The organism is Burkholderia sp. BCC1640, from assembly GCF_902833125.1.
GTDB lineage: Bacteria > Pseudomonadota > Gammaproteobacteria > Burkholderiales > Burkholderiaceae > Burkholderia > Burkholderia diffusa.
Window position 1 is genome coordinate 1 of sequence record NZ_CADFEF010000054.1, and the last position, 20,135, is coordinate 20,135.

At 64.9% G+C, this 20,135-nt stretch carries 20 protein-coding genes and 1 pseudogene; 15 read left to right on the forward strand and 6 right to left on the reverse strand.

Translation table 11 applies throughout. The annotated features are described in order from the left end of the window. The 3 genes and pseudogenes from HWX25_RS31480 to phaR all read left to right on the forward strand — a co-directional run. Positions 1-377 (forward strand): annotated as a pseudogene (locus tag HWX25_RS31480) (acetyl-CoA C-acetyltransferase); the annotation flags it as partial. 120 nt (positions 378-497) lie between these two features. Next, on the forward strand, positions 498-1,238 hold the full coding sequence (locus tag HWX25_RS31485; RefSeq protein ID WP_059537451.1) for a 3-ketoacyl-ACP reductase: 741 nt from the start codon (positions 498-500) through the stop codon (positions 1,236-1,238). A 118-nt stretch (positions 1,239-1,356) separates the two neighbouring features. Then, entirely contained in the window at positions 1,357-1,923 is a 567-nt protein-coding gene (gene phaR / locus HWX25_RS31490; protein ID WP_011549704.1) for a polyhydroxyalkanoate synthesis repressor PhaR, read from the forward strand. A 369-nt stretch (positions 1,924-2,292) separates the two neighbouring features. Here phaR and HWX25_RS31495 read toward each other — a convergent pair whose 3' ends face one another. Next, the gene (locus tag HWX25_RS31495) at positions 2,293-2,547 is read right to left on the reverse strand and encodes a hypothetical protein (RefSeq protein ID WP_059537455.1); all 255 of its coding nucleotides are present in this window, start codon (positions 2,545-2,547) and stop codon (positions 2,293-2,295) included. A gap of 83 nt (positions 2,548-2,630) precedes the next feature. On the opposite strand from HWX25_RS31495, the gene HWX25_RS31500 reads away from it, so the two are divergent. From HWX25_RS31500 to HWX25_RS31520, 5 genes are all read left to right on the forward strand, one after another. After that, positions 2,631-2,777 (forward strand): hypothetical protein, encoded by a 147-nt coding sequence (locus HWX25_RS31500; protein WP_175912466.1) that lies wholly within the window; start codon positions 2,631-2,633, stop codon positions 2,775-2,777. A 41-nt stretch (positions 2,778-2,818) separates the two neighbouring features. After that, complete coding sequence (gene rimO / locus HWX25_RS31505) at positions 2,819-4,180, forward strand: 30S ribosomal protein S12 methylthiotransferase RimO (protein ID WP_174913031.1); 1,362 nt, start codon at positions 2,819-2,821, stop codon at positions 4,178-4,180. Positions 4,181-4,183: 3 nt separating this feature from the next. Continuing rightward, entirely contained in the window at positions 4,184-5,110 is a 927-nt protein-coding gene (locus HWX25_RS31510; protein WP_175912468.1) for a sugar kinase, read from the forward strand. Between the two features lie 221 nt (positions 5,111-5,331). Further along, positions 5,332-5,874 (forward strand): hypothetical protein, encoded by a 543-nt coding sequence (locus HWX25_RS31515; protein WP_175912471.1) that lies wholly within the window; start codon positions 5,332-5,334, stop codon positions 5,872-5,874. Positions 5,875-5,987: 113 nt separating this feature from the next. Further along, positions 5,988-7,172 (forward strand): cystathionine beta-lyase, encoded by a 1,185-nt coding sequence (locus HWX25_RS31520; RefSeq protein ID WP_175912473.1) that lies wholly within the window; start codon positions 5,988-5,990, stop codon positions 7,170-7,172. A gap of 85 nt (positions 7,173-7,257) precedes the next feature. Here the strand turns inward: HWX25_RS31520 and serB are convergent, their stop codons facing one another. Both serB and HWX25_RS31530 read right to left on the reverse strand, forming a co-directional pair. Continuing rightward, a complete protein-coding gene (gene serB / locus HWX25_RS31525) occupies positions 7,258-8,103 on the reverse strand; it encodes a phosphoserine phosphatase SerB (RefSeq protein WP_059524213.1) in 846 nt (281 codons plus the stop codon). A gap of 189 nt (positions 8,104-8,292) precedes the next feature. Then, complete coding sequence (locus HWX25_RS31530; RefSeq protein ID WP_175912475.1) at positions 8,293-9,234, reverse strand: LysR family transcriptional regulator; 942 nt, start codon at positions 9,232-9,234, stop codon at positions 8,293-8,295. A gap of 123 nt (positions 9,235-9,357) precedes the next feature. Here HWX25_RS31530 and HWX25_RS31535 point away from each other — a divergent pair, with 123 nt between their 5' ends. The 3 genes from HWX25_RS31535 to HWX25_RS31545 all read left to right on the forward strand — a co-directional run bounded on the left by HWX25_RS31535 (position 9,358) and on the right by HWX25_RS31545 (position 11,862). Then, positions 9,358-10,374, forward strand: a complete 1,017-nt coding sequence (locus tag HWX25_RS31535; protein ID WP_175912477.1) for a zinc-binding alcohol dehydrogenase family protein — start codon at positions 9,358-9,360, stop codon at positions 10,372-10,374. A gap of 209 nt (positions 10,375-10,583) precedes the next feature. Continuing rightward, positions 10,584-11,135, forward strand: coding sequence for a DUF6013 family protein (locus HWX25_RS31540; protein WP_175912479.1), 552 nt, complete (start codon positions 10,584-10,586; stop codon positions 11,133-11,135). Positions 11,136-11,388: 253 nt separating this feature from the next. Continuing rightward, entirely contained in the window at positions 11,389-11,862 is a 474-nt protein-coding gene (locus HWX25_RS31545; protein ID WP_175912481.1) for a PliI family lysozyme inhibitor of I-type lysozyme, read from the forward strand. 34 nt (positions 11,863-11,896) lie between these two features. Here HWX25_RS31545 and fetB read toward each other — a convergent pair whose 3' ends face one another. After that, positions 11,897-12,700, reverse strand: coding sequence for an iron export ABC transporter permease subunit FetB (fetB, locus tag HWX25_RS31550; protein ID WP_175912483.1), 804 nt, complete (start codon positions 12,698-12,700; stop codon positions 11,897-11,899). Continuing rightward, positions 12,697-13,398 (reverse strand): ATP-binding cassette domain-containing protein, encoded by a 702-nt coding sequence (locus tag HWX25_RS31555; protein WP_175912485.1) that lies wholly within the window; start codon positions 13,396-13,398, stop codon positions 12,697-12,699. The genes fetB and HWX25_RS31555 overlap by 4 nt, the downstream gene beginning before the upstream one ends. A 152-nt stretch (positions 13,399-13,550) precedes the next feature. Between HWX25_RS31555 and HWX25_RS31560 the strand changes: the two genes are divergently transcribed. The 4 genes from HWX25_RS31560 (at position 13,551) to HWX25_RS31575 (ending at position 19,275) form a co-directional block, all read left to right on the forward strand. Continuing rightward, complete coding sequence (locus HWX25_RS31560; protein WP_175912487.1) at positions 13,551-15,848, forward strand: AsmA family protein; 2,298 nt, start codon at positions 13,551-13,553, stop codon at positions 15,846-15,848. A 156-nt stretch (positions 15,849-16,004) separates the two neighbouring features. Continuing rightward, entirely contained in the window at positions 16,005-17,573 is a 1,569-nt protein-coding gene (locus tag HWX25_RS31565; RefSeq protein ID WP_244138821.1) for an ABC-F family ATPase, read from the forward strand. Positions 17,574-17,943: 370 nt separating this feature from the next. Beyond that, the gene (locus tag HWX25_RS31570; RefSeq protein WP_175912491.1) at positions 17,944-18,684 is read left to right on the forward strand and encodes an abortive infection family protein; all 741 of its coding nucleotides are present in this window, start codon (positions 17,944-17,946) and stop codon (positions 18,682-18,684) included. Positions 18,685-18,744: 60 nt separating this feature from the next. Next, positions 18,745-19,275, forward strand: a complete 531-nt coding sequence (locus HWX25_RS31575; protein WP_175912492.1) for a hypothetical protein — start codon at positions 18,745-18,747, stop codon at positions 19,273-19,275. Positions 19,276-19,466: 191 nt separating this feature from the next. Here HWX25_RS31575 and HWX25_RS31580 read toward each other — a convergent pair whose 3' ends face one another. Continuing rightward, a complete protein-coding gene (locus HWX25_RS31580; RefSeq protein ID WP_175912493.1) occupies positions 19,467-20,006 on the reverse strand; it encodes a hypothetical protein in 540 nt (179 codons plus the stop codon). Between the last annotated feature and the right edge of the window lie 129 nt (positions 20,007-20,135).

Below are 20,135 nucleotides of genomic sequence, written 5' to 3' on the forward strand. Positions count from 1 at the left end.
GCCTGACGCCGCTCGCGCGGATCAAGGCATACGCGAACGCGGGCGTGGATCCGAGCGTGATGGGCATGGGTCCGGTGCCGGCATCGCGCCGCTGCCTGGAGCGAGCGGGCTGGACGCCGGGCGACCTGGACCTGATGGAAATCAACGAGGCATTCGCGGCGCAGGCGCTGGCGGTGCACAAGCAGATGGGCTGGGACACATCGAAGGTGAACGTGAACGGCGGTGCGATCGCGATCGGTCACCCGATCGGCGCGTCGGGTTGCCGGATCCTGGTGACGCTGCTGCACGAGATGGTCAAGCGCGACGCGAAGCGCGGGCTGGCGTCGCTGTGCATCGGCGGCGGGATGGGCGTCGCGCTTGCGGTCGAGCGTCCGTAACCGGTCGTCCGTCACGGCCAAACCAATCCGGGCGCCGGCCGATTGCAGCTTCGGCCGGCGTTACGTGAAGTCAGAGGGGGCCTCCGGCGGCTCTCGAAACCAAAAAATGGAGTGAGATTTATGTCTCAGCGAATTGCGTACGTAACGGGCGGGATGGGCGGCATCGGCACCAGCATCTGCCAGCGTCTGTCGAAAGACGGCTTCAAGGTGGTCGCGGGTTGCGGCCCGAACTCGCCGCGCCGGGTGAAATGGCTCGAGGACCAGAAGGCGCTCGGCTACGATTTCATCGCGTCGGAAGGCAACGTGGGCGACTGGGACTCGACCAAGGCAGCGTTCGACAAGGTCAAGGCCGAAGTCGGCGAAATCGACGTGCTGGTCAACAACGCGGGCATCACGCGCGACGTCGTGTTCCGCAAGATGACGCATGAAGACTGGACGGCCGTGATCGACACCAACCTGACGAGCCTGTTCAACGTGACGAAGCAGGTGATCGACGGGATGGTCGAGCGCGGCTGGGGCCGGATCATCAACATTTCGTCGGTGAACGGCCAGAAGGGGCAATTCGGCCAGACGAACTACTCGACCGCGAAAGCCGGCATCCACGGTTTCACGATGTCGCTCGCGCAGGAAGTCGCAACGAAGGGCGTGACGGTCAACACCGTGTCGCCCGGCTACATCGGCACCGACATGGTGAAGGCGATTCGTCCGGACGTGCTCGAGAAGATCGTCGCGACGATCCCGGTGCGTCGTCTCGGCGCGCCGGAGGAAATCGGTTCGATCGTCGCGTGGCTCGCGTCGAACGACTCCGGCTTCGCGACGGGCGCCGACTTCTCGCTGAACGGCGGCCTGCATATGGGCTGAACGTCCGGCTGCGCGGGCCGCTTCGGCCGCGCGGCCCGGCGTTTCCGAAGGCCCCCGCCTCCCGGATCCGGGAGGCGGGGATTTGTCACTTGCGCTACGCTGCACCCAAAGGCGTTACATGACTACTACAAAGAAAACGGCCGAGCGGCTCATCAAGAAGTACCCGAACCGCCGGCTCTACGATACCGAGACGAGCACGTACATCACGCTGACCGACGTCAAGCAGCTCGTGCTGGAACAGGAGGACTTCAAGGTCGTCGACGCGAAATCCAACGAAGACCTGACGCGCAGCATCCTGCTGCAGATCATCCTCGAGGAAGAGAGTGGCGGCGTGCCGATGTTCTCGTCGTCGATGCTGTCGCAGATCATCCGTTTCTACGGTCATGCGATGCAGGGCATGATGGGCACGTACCTGGAAAAGAATATCCAGGCGTTCATCGACATCCAGAACAAGCTCGCGGATCAATCGAAGAACCTTTACGAAGGCAATGCGATGAATCCGGAAGTCTGGTCGCAGTTCATGAACATGCAGGCGCCGATGATGCAAGGGATGATGACGAGCTACATCGAGCAGTCGAAGAACATGTTCGTGCAGATGCAGGAGCAGATGCAGAACCAGGCGAAGTCGATGTTCAGCACGTTCCCGTTCAAGCAACCGGGCGCGCCGGAGCCGGAGAAGAAGTAACGCTTGCGCGGCAGGCCGGTCGCGGCGGCACCCGCCGCCCGACGCCTGGCTTGGCGCCGCGATGCGCGGCGGTGCGATGCGGCCGATCGTGTGCTCGGGCACGACGATGGCCGCTGGCCGCTGGCCGCTGGCGCAAGATGTTGCCGACGGTCGTTCCTGATCGTCGGCACCGAATGCCTGTGCCCTCGCGTGGGGGCCGGTGCGATCGTGGTCCGGTCGCCTTTATCTAATTCCAGAGAGTCATCAGCAAATCGACACCCGGGCGTGTCGCGCCGCACGGCGTGCGTTTGTGCCAGTGCGGCCGATCGCCGTTGCGTCGGGCCGCGTCACAACGCGCAGCGGCAAAGCCTGCGCGTTCGCCGGCTTAGCTCAAAGTGCCGGATCGAAATCCTGGTGATCGTCCGCGGGAGGAAGGTCGAGCACGAGCTTCACCGCGCAGTAGTTCGCCTTCAGCGAAAACACCCGGCCGATCACAAGAAACGTCTGCCGCGAATTCTCGAGTTCGACGAAGTCGCCCGGCTGCGGCACGTGGGCGCCCTGGTCATAGGAAAAGCTGGTGCTGGTCTGCTCGCCGATGGTCTCGGCGGCGTGCTCGGTGAATTCGATCGTGATGTGGGTGGTCATGCGAAGCCTGTTGGGTAAGTGAAGAGAGCGGATGTTGCGATTTTCGCATAGGGGCGGGGTGAGGCCGGGGGCGATTGTCGTGCATGACGGGCGGTGATCGCATTCATCGTTTCATCGTCGCCGGTCTGAAAGGCTGGATCAGCTGCCGGTTCCGCCGGGGCGTGCTGGGTATTGAGGGTGCCATCCACGGCGTCTTGAGCGCCGGTTTTGCCTCCCTGACCCATAAATAGCTGTAAACTCACGCTTTTGCCGCCACGCCCCCACATTCCAGATGTCCCAGTCCCCCAAAGTAGGCTTCGTATCCCTCGGGTGCCCGAAGGCGCTCGTCGACTCCGAACAAATCATCACCCAACTGCGCGCCGAAGGTTATGAAATCTCCGGCACCTACGACGGTGCCGACCTCGTCGTCGTCAACACCTGCGGCTTCATCGACGAAGCCGTGCAGGAAAGTCTCGACGCGATCGGCGAAGCGCTGACCGAGAACGGCAAGGTGATCGTCACCGGCTGCCTCGGCGCAAAGTCGAGCGCCAGCGGCTCGAACCTGATCGAGGAAGTCCACCCGAAGGTGCTCGCCGTCACCGGCCCGCACGCGGTGGGCGAAGTGATGCAGGCCGTGCACTCGCACCTGCCGAAGCCGCACGATCCGTTCGTCGACCTCGTGCCGGCCGCCGGCATCAAGCTCACGCCGCGCCACTATGCATACCTGAAGATCTCCGAAGGCTGCAACCACCGCTGCACGTTCTGCATCATCCCGTCGATGCGCGGCGATCTCGTGTCGCGTCCGGTCGCGGAAGTGATGCTCGAGGCGGAGAACCTGTTCAAGTCGGGCGTGAAGGAACTGCTCGTGATCTCGCAGGACACGAGCGCGTACGGCGTCGACGTGAAGTACCGCACGGGCTTCTGGAACGGCAAGCCGATCAAGACGCGCATGACCGACCTGGTCGCCGCGCTCGGCGAACTCGCCGCGCAGTACGGCGCATGGGTGCGCCTGCACTACGTGTATCCGTATCCGAGCGTCGACGAAGTCATTCCGCTGATGGCCGAAGGCCCGTTCAAGGGCCACGTGCTGCCGTATCTCGACGTGCCGTTCCAGCACGCGCATCCGGAAGTGCTGAAGCGCATGAAGCGCCCGGCGAACGCCGAGAAGGTGCTCGAGCGCGTGCAGAAGTGGCGCGAGATCTGCCCGGACCTGACGATCCGCAGCACGTTCATCGCCGGCTTCCCCGGCGAGACGGAAGAGCAGTTCGAAACGCTGCTCGACTTCATCCGCGAGGCGGAACTCGATCGCGTCGGCTGCTTTGCCTATTCGCCGGTCGAAGGCGCGACCGCGAACGACCTGGACGGCGCACTGCCGGATGACGTTCGCGAAGAACGCCGCGCGCGCTTCATGGAAGTCGCCGAGGAAGTGTCGGCGCGGCGCATCCAGCGCAAGGTCGGCAAGACCCTCAAGGTGCTGATCGACGAAGTCAGCGAGGAAGGCGGCATCGGCCGCACGGCGGCGGATGCGCCGGAGATCGACGGGGTCGTCTACGTCGAACCGGCGACGAAGGCGTCGAAGCGCTACAAGGTCGGCGATTTCGTGTCGGTGAAGATCACCGGCGCGGACGGCCACGACCTGTGGGGCGAGGTCTAAGCGATGACCGCAGCGTTTCCGCAGATCCTCGCGCTCGGTGAGGCGATGATCGAATTCAACCAGTCGCAGCCGGGGCGTCCGGAGTTCCTGCAGGGCTTCGGCGGCGACACGTCGAACTTCTGCATCGCCGCGGCGCGTCAGGGCGCGTCGACGGGCTTCGTGTCGGCGATCGGCGACGATCCGTTCGGCCGCTTGCTGGCCGACATGTGGGCGGCGGAGGGCGTCGACACGACGTACGTGCGGATCGACCGCTCGGCGCCGACCGGCGTGTATTTCGTCACGCACGGCGCGGATGGCCACCAGTTCGACTATCTGCGCGCGGGCTCCGCAGCGAGCCGCTACGCGGTGGCCGACCTGCCGCTCGATGCGCTGGCCGCGGCGAAGGCCGTGCACCTGTCGGGCATCAGCCTCGCGATCAGCACGGCCGCATGCGACGCTGCGTTCGCGGCGATCGACCACGCGCGCGGCAACGGCGCGCAGGTCAGCTTCGATACGAACCTGCGCCTGAAGCTGTGGCCGCTGCCGCGCGCACGCGCGGTGATGCGCGAGGCGCTGCGCCAGACGGACATCTGCCTGCCGAGCTGGGACGACGTCACGGCGCTCACGGGCGCGAACGATCGCGACGCGATCGTCGACGCGATGCTCGAACACGGGCCGCGGGTCGTCGCGCTGAAGCTCGGCAAGGAAGGCGCGTACGTGGCGACCCCGAACGAGCGGCGTGTGGTGCCGGGCTTCGCGGTCGAGGCCGTCGATGCGACGGGCGCGGGCGACTGCTTCGGCGGCGCGTTCGTTGCGCGGATCGTCGCGGGCGACGATCCGTTCGCAGCGGCGCGTTATGCGAACGCGGCCGCGGCGCTGTCGACGACGGGTTACGGCGCGGTCGCGCCGATTCCGCGCCGCGAGGCGGTGGAACGCCTGATGCAGGGCTGACGCGGATCACGCACGCCGGTTGTGACCTCGCTCGCATGACGCACGCATCCGCAATCCCTGGATGACGGGCGACATGCAACGTGAAGGTGGCAAGCGGCGTGCGTACCGCGATCGGTGTTTGCGCACGCGCGATCGCTACGCGCGCGTGACGACGACCATCGGCGGCAGGCAGCATGTCGCCGTGTTTTTTCGAGCGAATCTGAAGCAAGGAGCAACACAAGGTGGGTCGATATTCGGAATGGCAACGTGCGCTGGTGGTCGCCGGTGCGCTGGCGGCGGGCCTCGCGATGCCGGGCGTGGTCGCGGCGCAGGCCGCCGCGCCGGGCGTGCAGCAGGATGAAGCGACACCCGCGCGGCCGCTGCGGCCGAATCCGGAATTCGCCCGCCTGCCGCGCTACGAAGGCACGCTCGGCGACCGGCCGATCGTCGTGCATCTCGGGCCGAAGACGGACGAGGAAGGCGTGCACGGCGAATACCAGTTCGCGGACACGGGTGAGGTCGTGCTGCTCGCCGGCGATCGCGACGGCGACACGCTCGAAATCGAGGAATCGAACGACGGCACGAACATCACGGGCGTGTGGATCGGCCGCTTCGACGCGACGGGCGACCTGAAGGCCGACCGGATGAACTCGGACGAATCGGATCCGCAGCCCGTCGTGCTGCGTCTGGCGCCGGGCAAGCGCGCGGCGCTGCAGGTGCGCGACGGCCGGATACGGGAAATCGAGACGGTCGGCGGCATCGTCAACCTGCGCACCGACGACTGAGCGCGCGCTGGCTCGGTGCGCGCGGCGCGCATTGTACCGGGCCAAGCGCGCCGATTTTGGCTAATCTAGCGACACATTCCGCAACCGAACGGCCTTTCCCCCGGCCTCCTGCCATGACTGCATCCAATCCGAAGCGCGCACTCCAGACCCGCATCGTTCAACCCGACGACATCATTCCGGAAGGCTTCCGCTCGTTCGTCCCGCCGGTCGCGCGGGCATCGACGGTCGTGTTCCCCGATCTCGCGACGATGCGCGCGCTGGTCTGGCACAACGACAACCAGTGGCGCTACGGGCTGCACGCGACGCCGACATCGCTCGCGCTCGCGCAGCGGCTCGCCGAGATCGAGGGCGGCACGCATGCGCTGCTGCAGCCGTCGGGCCTCGCGGCGATCATGAATGTCTATTTCGGGATCGTGAAGGCGGGCGACGACGTGCTGATCCCGCACAACATCTACGGGCCGAACGCCGATTTCGGCAACTGGCTCGCGAAGGATTTCGGCATCACCGCGCGCTTCTACGATCCGCTCGTCGGCGCGGGCATCGCCGACCTGATCCAGCCGAACACGCGGCTGATCTGGATCGAGGCGCCGGGCTCGGTGACGATGGAAGTGCCCGACGTGCGCGCGATCACGACGGTCGCGCAGGCGCGCGGCGTCGTCACCGCGATCGACAACACGTATTCGGCCGGCCTCGCGTTCAAGCCGTTCGAGCATGGCGTCGACATCTCGGTGCAGGCGCTGACCAAGTATCAATCGGGCGGCAGCGACGTGCTGATGGGCGCGACGATTACCGCGAACGCGGAACTGCACGCGCAACTGAAGCTCGCGCGGATGCGCTGCGGGATCGGCGTGTCGGTCGACGATTGCTCGCTCGTGCTGCGCAGCCTGCCGAACATGCAGGTGCGCTTCGATGCGCACAGCAAGAGCGCGCTTGCGCTCGCGCAATGGCTGAAGGCGCGGCCGGAAATCGCCGCCGTGCTGCATCCGCAACTGCCGGACTGTCCGGGGCACGCATCGTTCGTGCGCGACTTCACCGGCGCGGGCGGGCTGTTCTCGGTGGTGTTCGACGAACGCTACAGCAGCGAGCAGATCGATCGTTTCGTCGAGGCGCTCGAGCTGTTCGCGATCGGCTGGAGCTGGGGCGGTGCATGCAGCCTCGCGATGCCTTACGACGTGGCGTCGATGCGTGCGCAGTGGCCGCATCGCGGCACGCTGGTGCGCTTTTACGTCGGTCTCGAAGACGAAGCCGACCTGCGTGCGGACATCGAGCGCGCGCTGCAGGCTACGCTCGGCCGATAACGGAACCGCAGCGGAAAAACGAAACGCCCGCGCGATGCAATATCGCGCGGGCGTTTTTTCATGGACGGCGTGCGCAGACCGGAAATCAGAACAGCCGCAGCAGCCCGTCGAGGCCCACGTGGTCGAATGCGACGGTGGCCGCATCGCGCACGACGGGCTTTGCGTGGAACGCGACCGACAGCCCCGCTTCGGCCATCATCTTCAGATCGTTCGACCCGTCGCCCATCGCGATCGCGCGGCTCGGCTCGAGGCCGAGCGATGCGCAGGTATCGCGCAGCATGCGCGCCTTCACGTCCGCGTTGACGATTTCGCCGAGCACCTTGCCGGTCAGCTTGCCGTCGACGATCTCGAGCGTGTTCGCGTGCGCGTAGTCGAGGCCGAGGCGCGCCTTCAGGCGCTCGGTGAAGAACGTGAAGCCGCCCGACACGAGCAGCGTCTTCAGTCCCGCGGCTTTCACGCCGGCGAGCATCGTCTCCGCGCCCGGCGACAATTGCAGCCGTTCCTCGTACACGCGCTCGAGCGCCTGCGCGTCGAGCCCCGCGAGCAGCGCGACGCGACGCGTGAGGCTTTCGTTGAAGTCGCGGATCTCGCCGCGCATCGATGCCTCGGTGATCTCCGCAACCTGCGTCTTCAGCCCGCAGAAATCGGCGATCTCGTCGATGCATTCGATCGTGATCAGCGTCGAATCCATGTCCATCACGACGAGCCCGAACTCGCCGAGCGTACGGCCGGCTTCGACGAAGCCGAAGTCGAGCGCGTGCGTGCCGCAGTACGCGTCGATGTCGAGCCGCTGCGCGGGGTTTGCGTTTTCGATACGCAGCGCGTGATCGTCGGTCTGCACGATGCGGGTGCCGCGCGATAGCGCCAGCAGCGGTTTGTGATGCGCGTCCGACAACGGCGCGAGACTCTGGATGACGAGGTTGTGGGTCATGACGGAATGATTGGAAGCGAATGAAACGCGTGCGCGGCCGGCATGCGGCCGCCTGCGAACGCGGGCCCCGTCCGGCGTCGGGCCGTCGCGTCGCGAACGCGCCATTGTAGCCGGTTGGTGTCAGGGCGCGACCGGATCGCCGCGGATGCCCGGCCGGCGCCGCCGCAAGCTCCGCTCACGGGATGGCGCCTATCGTTCACCCGCGCCATCCCAGTAAGGCGGATCGCCGAAATGTTCGGCCAGGAACGCGATGAACGCGAGCGTCTTGAGCGGCACGTGCGCGCGGCTCGGGTAGACGGCCCAGATCGCGACGTCGTTCGCGAACGGATAATCGTCGAGCACCGTGACGAGCGCGCCGCTCGCGAGCAGCGGGCCGACGTCCCAGGTCGACTTGATCGCGATGCCGAAGCCGTCGACGAGCGCTTCGCGGATCGCCTCGCCGTTGCTCGCGACGAGCCGGCCGCCGACGCGCACGGTGAGCGGGCCTTGCGGCGTGACGAACGACCAGTCGCGCTGGTCGCCGAGAATCACGCATTCGTGCTGTGCGAGATCGGCGGGATGGCGCGGCGTCCCGTGTTCGGCGAGATACGCGGGCGAGCAGCACAGCACGCGCCGGTTGGCGGCGAGCTTGCGCGCGACCAGCGTCGAGTCCTTCAGCGCGCCGAGGCGGATCGCGACGTCGTAGCCGTCGTCGACGAGGTCGACGATCTCGTCGGATAGCCGCAGGTCGAGTGACACGGACGGATAGCGGCGCAGGAATGCGGGGATCACGGGCGCGACGTGCTGGCGGCCGAATGACGACGACATCGACACCTTCAGCCGTCCGTACGGCTCGCTGCGGCCGTGGCCGACCGACGCGCGCGCGGCGTCGGCGGCCGACAGCAGCGCCTCGGCGCGGGCCATGAAGATTTCGCCGTCCTGCGTGAGGCTGATGCGGCGCGTGGTGCGATGCAGCAAGCGCGCGCCGAGCTGGCGCTCCAGCTGCGCGATGCGCGCGCTTGCGACCGCGGCCGACACGCCGAACTCGCGTCCGGCCGCGCTCACGTTCGCCAGCAGTGCCGCGCGCACGAACAGGCCGACGTCGAGCAGGTCGAGCGGCTTGTCGGGGGCCAGAATCGGATCGGATGCCATTATTCTGAAATTCCTGAAAATGTTTCAGGAAATATAGCGGTTTTCTGGAAGGATCGGGCCGCCTACGATGGCAGGCATGGGGCTGCGCCGCGGCCCGCCCGAATTCCCTGAAGGAGTTTTCTGATGAAAGCCGTTGGACTGACCCGTTATCTGCCGATCGACGACCCGCAGGCGCTCGTCGACGTGGAGCTGCCGCAACCCGTGCCGGGCCCGCGCGACCTGCTCGTGAAGGTCGAGGCGATCTCCGTGAATCCGGTCGACACCAAGGTGCGCGCGCCGAAACCGCAGGTCGAGGAGACCCCGCGCGTGCTCGGCTGGGATGCGGCCGGCACGGTCGTCGCGGTCGGTGCCGAGGTGACGATGTTCCGGCCGGGCGACGAGGTGTTCTACGCCGGCAGCATCACACGCCCCGGCGCGAACAGCGAATTTCACACGGTCGACGAGCGGATCGCGGCGATCAAGCCGCGCTCGCTCGATTTCGCGGCGTCGGCTGCGTTGCCGCTCACCGCGCTGACCGCGTGGGAGGCGCTGTTCGACCGGCTGCGCGTGTCGCCGCAGGGCGCGGACGCGGGCAAGTCGGTGCTCATCGTCGGCGGCGCGGGCGGGGTGGGTTCGATCGCGATCCAGCTTGCGAAGACGCTCGGCAAGCTGCACGTGATCGCGACTGCGTCGCGGCCGGCGTCGGCCGAATGGGTGCGCTCGCTCGGCGCGGACGACGTGGTCGACCATTTCGGCGACTTGCCCGCGCAACTGCGCGAGATCGGTCATGCGAACGTCGACTATGTACTGATCTTCAACGACACGGATCGTCATTTCCCTGCTGCGGCGGAAGTGATCCGGCCGCAGGGCGGCATTTGCACGATCGTCGAGAACGAGAAGCCGATTCCGGTCGAGTTGCTGAAGGCGAAAAGCGCCGCGTTTCACTGGGAGTTCATGTTCACGCGCGCGATGTTCGAGACGCCGGACATGGTCGAACAGCACAAGATCCTGAGCGAGGTGGCGAGGCTCGTCGACGGCGGCACGCTGCGCACGACGCTCGGCGAGCAGCTCGGCACCATCAACGCCGCGAACCTGCGGCGCGCGCACCAACTGCTCGAGGCCGGGCGCGCGATCGGCAAGCTGGTGCTGAGCGGATTCTGACCTCGAGGTCGGGGCGGAAAACCCGAGGTCGCCCGGCGTTTTCTCGAGAGGCGGCATCGCCCGTACGGGATACGGCGTCGCGAACGCAAGCGGGGTAACACCCGATGCGTTTGCGGCGCATTGCATGCCGCTTGGCGGTAGACTGGCAACGCATCATGCATCGAAAACCGCGCGGCACGCGCGTGCCGCCGCATTACAAGGAGGTCAGCATGAGCCAACGCAGCTTGTCAGTCGCCACATCGTGGTCTGTCGTGTTCGCGGCGGCGTGCGTCAGCGCGAGCGTATTCGCGGCGCCGCCGGTCAAGGGCAGCCTGAAGGGCGGCGGGACGGGGCAGCTCGAATACACCGTCAAGGTCGACTCGAAGACCTTCGGCAATACGCAGGAGACCCGCAAGATCCGCTCGGGCGAAACGGATGACTTCAACTGGAAGTCGGTGCCGCCCGGCGGCGCGGTCGCGATGCCCGACGGGTGCCCGAACGCCGACAACCTGCCGCGCGACGCGAACGGCGCGATGGTGCGCCAGACCCAGGTGCGGCTCGCGCCGTCGGTCGACGCGAAGGGGATCGCGAACGTGCAGATGAGCTTCCAGGCCGCCGCGCCGAAAGGCACGCGCAACGTGAGCGCGGGCGGCAAGTCGCTGCAGTGCCCGGACGTGGTGTCGGTGAGTCAGGTCAAGTGGGTGTCGATTTCGACCAATGGCGGGTCGAAGTCCGTCACGATGAGCGACGGCACGAAGGTGACGGTGTCGATCAAGCGCTGAGCGGGGCGCGCGAGCCGGCAAGGCGTCCGGTGCGCGCGCAACGATCGCGATGCGCATCAGGGCGATCCGGGCAGCGTCGCGCGTGACGGTTTTCCTGGCGCGCGTCTTCGGGCCTTTCCGTTGAGCGATGTTCGACTTCGTCACGCCCGGCGCGCGCCGATAGCGCGGTCATTCGCATAGGCGGCCTGCGTGACGTCCCGCGGATGTCACGCTATTCTTCCGGCATCCTCCATCTTCCCCGAACGACATTCCGATGAAACATTACATGCGCGTGCTGCTGTCGGCTGCTGCGTTCGTTGCTGCCCATGCACAGGCGGCCGACGATTGCAGCTTCGTGAAGAAGGTCGAGCTGCCGTCGCGACAGCAGGTCGCCGTCGTGTCGAGCGGCGCGCTCGAACCGTGCTCGACCGGCAGCTACGCGGTGCGCGTGTATTCGACCGCGCATGCCGCCCCCGGCTTCGATACGGACGACTACGTGACCGGCGTGCTGCATGCACGTGACGGCACCGTCGCCGATGCCTTCACCGCCGACCTCGGCGTGCGTGCGCCGCAGGCGCTCGTCGTCACGACGCGCTCGGCCGGCAGCGGCGGTTACGTCGGTGCGCAGGCCTATGTGACGACGCCTCGCGCGGTGCGGCTCGTCGCGTCGGTCGACGGGCTGGCGCCCGACGCCGACGTCACGGCCGCGTTGCGCCAGGCCATCGGCAAACGCCGCGCCGCCCGCTGACCGCACGCCACGCGGATGCCGCGTGCGCCGCAGGTCAATGCGCGCGTTCCTCGAGCCGCGTTGCAAGAAAGCGGTGATCGGCCGAGAACAACCGGCGATACGTCATCAGCACCGCGCCCACGGTGCCGAGCGCGGACGCCGCGGCGATCAGGAACATGATCACGATCTGGTAGCGCACGGCCTGCAGCGGCGACTGGCCGGCCAGCACCTGGCCCGTCATCATCCCCGGCAGGCTCACGACGCCGACGACGGCCATCTGGTTGAGCGTCGGCAGCATGCCCGCGCGCACGGCCTGGCGCGCGGCGTCCTGCGCGGCTTCCCAGCGCGTCGCACCGAGCGCCAGTGCCGTCTCGACGCGGTCGCGTCGCGCGGTCAGTTCCTCCATCATCCGTTCGACGCCGAGCGATACGCCTGTGAGCGTATTGCCGAGGATCATCCCGAGGATCGGGATCGCATATTGCGGCGTGTACCACGGATGAATGCGGATCACGGCGAACAGACCGACGGCCGCGACGAACCAGCTGCTGAACCAGATCGACGCGATGCTGTCGACGCGCTGTCCGCGATACGTGCGCTTGCCGCGGCCGGCGCCCGCGAAGCCGGCAATCAGCGTCATCAACGCGGTGAGCGGCAGCACGACGGTCCAGTGCGGATGACCGAACACCCAGCCGAGCACGTAGCCGATCGCCAGCAACTGCACGACGGTGCGCACGGCGGCGAGCGCGAGCTTGCGCCCGAGACCGAGCGACAGCGCGGCCGAGATCGCACCGTTGACCGCGACGAGCGCGGCGGCGATGCCAACGTCGACGAGACTCAGATCCTGCAGAGCGGGACTCATTGCTGCGCCTCCATCGCGTTCGCGGCGTGCAGCACGCCGGCCTGCATCACGAGCCGCATCGTGCCGATGCGGGCGGCTTGCGCCGGATCGTGCGAGATCCACATGTAGGCGCGTGCATCGGGAGCCGCGTCGAACCAGGCGCCGACGAGCGCTTCGATCGCGCGCGTCGAGTCGGGGTCGAGCGCGGACGTCGGTTCGTCGAGCAACAGCACGTCGGGGTCGAGCTGCAGCACGCGCAGGAGCGCGGCGATTTGCGCTTCGCCGCCCGACAGTTCGCTCGCCCGCTTGTCGAGAAAATCGGCGCCGCGACCGGCGCGTGCCGCGAGCGCTTCGGCGCGGGCGCGGTCGAACGTCACGTCGCGATAGATCGCGAGTGAATACGGATAGCGCAACTGCGCTTCGACGGTCCCGTCCATCTGCGCGGGCCGCTGGCGCACGTAGGCGACGCTGCGCCGGTAGCGCGGAATCGCGCCGCGCCTGATCCGCTTGCCGCGCCAGAGGATATGCCCGCCGTCGAGCGGGTCGAGCAACGCGAGCGCGCGCAGCAGCACGCTCTTGCCGGAGCCCGACGGTCCCGTGATAGCAATTCGCGATCCCGCGGCGAGGCTGAAGTCGGTCGGCGCCAGCAGCGTCTTGCCGCTGCTGGCGTCGCGGCGCGTGATGTGCTGCGCATCGATGAGACCGGAGGGGACTGTCATGTCACAAATGAAAAAAAGCGTTAATGGCGCCGAAGCGTTACTGCAGCGTGCGCCATAATACCTATTGAAAAGCCGCCGGTGTCGTGCTCCGTTCACTCACGCAAGTGGCCCGACATGGCGCGCAAACTCTGCAGAACAACAACGGAACCGCCATGACGCTAGCACGAGCCATCGGCAAATCGGCTACATGGATCGTCGGTATCGTCGCACTGATCATCGCGGCGGCCGGCATCTTCATTTTCACGTTCGACTGGAACCACGCGAAACCGTGGGTCAACGAACATGTGAGTACCGCACTTGGCCGCCCGTTCGCGATCAACGGCGATCTCAAGGTCGGCTGGCGCCGCCCCGACGGCGAGACCGGCTGGCGCGCATGGGTGCCCTGGCCGAGCTTCTCCGCCACGCAACTCGAGATCGGCAACCCGGACTGGGCAAAGGCGCCGAAGTTCGTCACGCTCGATGCCGCGCATTTCGATCTCGCGATTCTTCCGCTCCTCGCGCACGAAATCGTCATTCCGTCGATCGATGTCGTCAATCCCGCGGTCGACCTCGAGCGGCTCGCCGACGGCCGCAACACGTGGACCTTCCAGTTCAAGCAATCGTCGCAGCCGTCGCCGTGGAAGGTGCGGCTCGACAGCTTCGGTTTCGCGAAGGGCATCGTCACGTATCGCGATGCGATCACGAAGGCCGATCTCACGGTCGCGATCGATACGCTCGGCCAGCCGATTCCGCTCGGCGACGTGCTGAAGGAGCAGGAGCAAACGTCGCGCGCGGCGTCGGCGCAGCGTGTCGGCAAGAGCGGCGCCGCCCGACTGAGCGCGCAGGCGAGTGCCGAGGCTGCGTCGGGTGCGTCGGCGGCGCAAGGCGCGAGCGGGGCGTCCGCCGCAACGGCGTCGGGTGCCTCCGCCGCCGCGCCGGCTACTTCGGTTTCCTCCGCATCCACGGCCGTGCCGGCATCCGGCGCGAGCGGTGCGTCCGCTGCGTCGGGTGCCGCTACGCCTGCGAAGCCGGCCGGCCCGACGTATGCGTTCGGGCTCAAGGTCGACGGCCGATACAAGAACGTGCCGATCAGCGGCACCGGCAAGGTGGGCGGCGTGCTGGCGATCGAGAACGCGACGCAGCCGTTCCCGCTGCAGGCCGACGTGAAGGCCGGCGACACGCGGCTGGCGATCGTCGGCACGCTGACCGACCCGATGCATCTCGCGGCACTCGACCTGCGTCTGTGGCTGCAAGGCACGTCGATGTCGCACCTCTACCAGATCACCGGCATTACGCTGCCGGACACGCCGCCGTATGCGACCGAGGGGCGCCTGATCGGCAACATCAAGCAGCACGCGAGCACGTTCCGCTACGAGAATTTCAACGGCCGCGTCGGCGGCAGCGATCTCCGCGGCACGCTCACCTGGGCGCAGCGCGAGCCGCGGCCGAAGCTGTCGGGCGAGCTCGTGTCGAACCTGCTGCAGTTCTCCGACCTCGCGCCGGTGATCGGCGCCGATTCGGCCACGAGCAAGGCGAAGCGCGGCGATACGACGCGCCAGCCGCCGGACCGCGTGCTGCCGGTCGCGACGTTCCGCACCGAGCGCTGGAGCGCGATCGACGCGGATGTGAAGTTCACCGGGCGCAAGCTGATCAAGAGCCCGCAACTGCCGATCACCGACCTTTACACGCACATCCTGCTGCAGGACGGCGTGCTGTCGCTCGAACCGCTGCAGTTCGGCGTCGCGGGCGGCACGCTCGCGACCAACGCGCATCTCGACGGCAGCCGCACGCCGCTCAAGGGCCGCTTTACGCTGGCCGCGCGTCACTTGAGGCTGAAGCAACTGTTCCCGACGCAGAAGGTGATGCAGACCGCGCTCGGCGAAATCAACGGCGACGCGTCGCTGTCGGCGACCGGCAACTCGCCGGCCGCGCTCGCGGCGACGTCGACCGGCGAAGTGAAGGCGCTCATCACGGATGGCCGCATCAGCCTGCTGCTGATGGAGGCGGCGGGGCTGAACGTCGCGAACGTCGTCTACGAGAAGCTGTTCGGCACCCGCGACGTGAACATCAATTGCGCGGCGATCGACTTCGTCGCGAACGACGGCATGCTCGACCCGAAGGTGTTCGCGCTCGATACGGACGACGCGCTGATCAACGTCGACGGCCCGGTCAACCTGCGCGATGAATCGATCGATCTGAAGATCCATCCGCATACGAAGGGTTTCCGGGTCTTCTCGTTGCGTTCGCCGTTGTACGCGAAGGGCACGTTCAAGAACCCGAAGGTCGGCGTCGACGCCGGCGCGCTCGCGCTGCGCGCCGGCGCGATGGTCGGGCTGGGCCTGATCAACCCGTTCGCGGCGCTGATTCCGCTGATCGCGCCGAGCAATAACCGCGACGTGCCGTGCTCGGAGCTGTTCGGGCAGATGAAGGCCAAGGCGGCGCAGAAGGAGGCGCTGAAGGCCGGCAAGTGAGGATGTCCGGGGCAGGGCCGGCGCCGCGCGCGGCGGCCCGGCTGGCGGGGCCGGAACGGGGCGGTCGGCAGTTTCTCCGACACCTGCTAAAATACACGGTTTTCCGTCGATTTCTCTCTTACGGGACCTGCCGTGCTTTCTACTGCCAACATCACGATGCAATTCGGGCCGAAGCCCTTGTTCGAGAATATCTCGGTCAAATTCGGCGAGGGCAACCGCTATGGTCTGATCGGCGCGAACGGCTGCGGCAAGTCGACCTTCATGAAGATCCTCGGCGGCGACCTCGAGCCGAGCGCCGGCAACGTCGCGCTGGAGCCGAACGTGCGCCTGGGCAAGCTGCGCCAGGACCAGTTCGCGTATGAAGACGTGCGCGTGCTCGACGTCGTGATGATGGGCCACACCGAGATGTGGGCCGCGATGACCGAGCGCGACGCGATCTACGCGAACCCGGATGCCACCGACGACGACTACATGCACGCGGCCGAGCTCGAGGGCAAGTTCGCCGAATACGGCGGCTACGACGCCGAGGCGCGCGCGGGCGCGCTGCTGCTCGGCATCGGCATCGAGGAGAAGTTCCACAACGGCACGATGGCTGACGTCGCGCCGGGCTGGAAGCTGCGCGTGCTGCTCGCGCAGGCGCTGTTCTCGAAGCCGGACGTGCTGCTGCTCGACGAACCGACCAACAACCTGGACATCAACTCGATCCGTTGGCTCGAGCACACGCTCAACGAGTACAACTCGACGATGATCATCATCTCGCACGATCGTCACTTCCTGAACTCGGTGTGCACGCACATGGCCGACATGGACTTCGGCACGCTGAAGGTCTGGCCGGGCAACTACGACGACTACATGCTCGCATCGGCACAGGCGCGCGAGCGCCAGGCCGCGGCGAACGCGCGCGCGAAGGAGCGCGTGGCCGAGCTGCAGGACTTCGTGCGCCGCTTCTCGGCGAACAAGTCGAAGGCCCGCCAGGCAACGAGCCGCGCGAAGCAGATCGACAAGATCAAGATCGAGGAATTCAAGCCGTCGTCGCGTCAGAACCCGTTCATTCGCTTCGAGTTCGAGAAGAAGCTGCACAACGTCGCGGTGGTCGCCGAAGACATCACGAAGAAGTACGAGCGCACGATCTTCCAGAACTTCAACCTGTCGGTGCAGCCGGGCGAGCGCATTGCGATCATCGGCGAGAACGGCGCGGGCAAGACGACGCTGCTGCGTTCGCTGCTCGGCGCGCTGCAACTCGATCACGGCACGGTGAAGTGGTCCGAGAACGCGAATGTCGGCTACATGCCGCAGGACACGTACGAGGAGTTCCCGAACGACATCACGCTGATGGACTGGATCGACCAGTACCGCAAGGACGGCGACGACGAAACGATGGTGCGCGGCACGCTGGGCCGCCTGCTGTTCTCGTCGGACGACATCAAGAAGTCGGTGAAGGTGCTGTCGGGCGGCGAGAAGGGCCGCATGATCTGGGGCAAGCTGATGCTCGGCCGCCACAACGTGCTGCTGATGGACGAGCCGACCAACCACATGGACATGGAGTCGATCGAGTCGCTGCAGATCGCGCTCGAGCAGTTTGAAGGCACGCTGATCTTCGTGTCGCACGACCGCGAATTCGTGAGCGGGCTGGCGAACCGGATCATCGAAGTGAAGACGGACGGCAACCTGTTCGACTTCGGTGGCAATTACGAGGAATTCCTGACGAGTCAGGGGCAGGAGTAATTGCCCCGGTTTGTCCCAAGACCGCCCTTCATGTGTCCCGGATTGTCCCACGGAATTGTCCCGTTGGGACAATGCATCTGACGCTTGCTAGATAGCACAAGGCCGAGTGCCTAAGGCGAGATTGATTCAAATTCGAAGGGCCTGCATCGGCAGTTTGTCGGTGCAGGCCCTTCTTATTTCTGGACTCAGTTGGGTGAGAGCCATGTGCGAGCTTCGAAATTAGAATCACGAATCCGCCTTAGCACTTGTGCTGAGTCTGCACTGGTAGTGTTCATGTGAATCCTGCCCGCTTCAAGCTCGTTCGCTGAGCAGCGCTATTTCGAGTAAAGTTGAACCTCCACGAAGCATAAAAGCAAACCGGGGAACGGATGTGAGTGACGAAGCATTCGATGCAGTGGAAGGGCTGCAAAATCATCTGATCAATATCGCGACTGGCGGTCTCGGACGAGACCCAGACTACAGGTCGGAACGATCATATCTGCTGGAAAGGGCGGACCTAGCGCATTTGGTACCCCGATTCGTCAAGACGTGCCGCTCTATCGGGGAGTTTTGGCAGTTCATAAAGCACAAGTTTCCGACGTACCAAGAGCGTCGAACATATATTTGGGATGAGTTTCGACCGCTACTGGATTACCTGGAGGCAGGCGGCAACGCTCCGGCCGATCAAATCGTATCTGCTGCAATTGACAAGTTTGATGCGCAGTACATAAAGAACGTTTGGACTAAAGCACTAGAACGACGCGAGACGGACCCAGAAGGAGCTATTACAAGTGCTCGGACTCTTTTGGAGAGCGTCTGTAAGTATATTCTTGATGAGACGGCTACGGAGTATCCTGAGACGCCAGAACTCAACAAGCTATATGGGCTGACGGCAAAAGCTCTTAATCTCTCTCCTAGTCAGCATACGGAGCCGGTCTTCAAACAGATTCTTGGTGGGTGTACATCTGTTGTAGAGGGACTCGGTGCTGTTCGCAATCGCCTCGGCGATTCTCACGGAAAGGGAAAGGTTGCGGTGAAACCTGCCCCGAGGCATGCGGAACTTGCTGTGAATCTTGCTGGGTCGGTGGCGCTGTTTCTCTTGGCTACTCTTGAATCTCGGTCGAGAAAATGATTTCTTGGGTGTTGAGGAAATGAAGTTTTAAATTGTGATGACATACCCTGGGGAGTCCGTATGCATAATGATGATCCACTTGATGATCCTCAGTATATTGAGTTTCGGAGGCGTTACGATGCGTTGCCGTATTCCCAAAACAAAGGGCTGGCTCATGTTGTGTCGGCACATTTGGTTGCCGAGCATTTCATTGATGGGTTGCTTGAAAAGAGCTATCCCGGACTCCCGTTTTCTGAACTTCGACTGTCATTTGAGAGGAAAATTAAATTAATAGAGCCATCACTTCATCCATATCTTCCGGAGATGATTTCTGCATTGAAGGTGCTGGGGAATGTGAGGAATCGCATTGCGCACAACTTGCATGAAAACATTGCGCCAATCGACGTGGCACCGTTAGCTATTGCTATCAAGCGATTACCATTCTCCCCTGATTTTGACGAAAATTCCGTATCCTCGGTGGTTGAGGCATTTGCGCGGCACGTGGCGATGCTCAGCGATGTCGCATGTATCACGCTTGATAGGTTTGGGCCATACGGTGTGATTGGCTTCCGCGTGGCGATGGCAAAACAAGACGCAAGAAAGAAGGGTTAGCTTGGGCTGTGCAGTTGCAGCCGAGCGGTCTCAAATGTTGGCCGGGAAAATCCGAGAGGGTATCTGATAAAGTCCCGCCACGGAATTCCCCCCGGTGGCCCTCCCGATTCTCGCGGGCACGCCATCATGATGCGCAGCAGGTAACACGCGCATTAGAGCGCTATATCGCGTGAGAGGTGGGAGACGTGTGGCTATCCCGTGTTCTTTCCTCCGTCGTCTTGAAGCCGGGAAAGCACATAGCGCCTCCCCTTCCCACTCAAGCAGACATAGTCAGAGTCCATTGAAACGGACTCGATTAGACCGCGCTCGCGTAGCGACTCTGCCGCCTCATCTAGGTGAACCTTTGATGGGGCGTCGGCTGTCGGCGGGTAGTTGAGAAACCACTGGCCATCTTTCCAATAGCAAGCCTGCATGATGTAGTGCTCGGCGTTGGTCAAAGGGCGTTGTTCCAGCCGCGTCATACGCAGTTTTGCAGCAGCCCGTTTCAACATCTGATAAATCGCCGCGAGCGTGTCCAGCAATAGGACCGCTATGCAGCACACGAGCACGAGCTCTGGAACCCATGCCCATTGCTGCGGCACATCTGAGGCCATTGCGGCCAGCCATTTGGGCAAGTGCTTCGTACCGACCAGCAGGACCGCGCATCCTATAGCTAGTACAAGCGCTGGCTTTCTTCCTTTGAGGATGAGATTGAAAAACGCAACCCCGTCGGATGCTTTAATTTCGTTCATGGCATGTTTACGCCGACCGGAAATTGAGCCACTTGTAGGGATCGCGCCGACTGAAAACTGAGCCGGGCAATCAACCTATCCTGCTAGTTTTTCAGGCAGGGTGTTTGGGGATGATCCCGATGACCATGA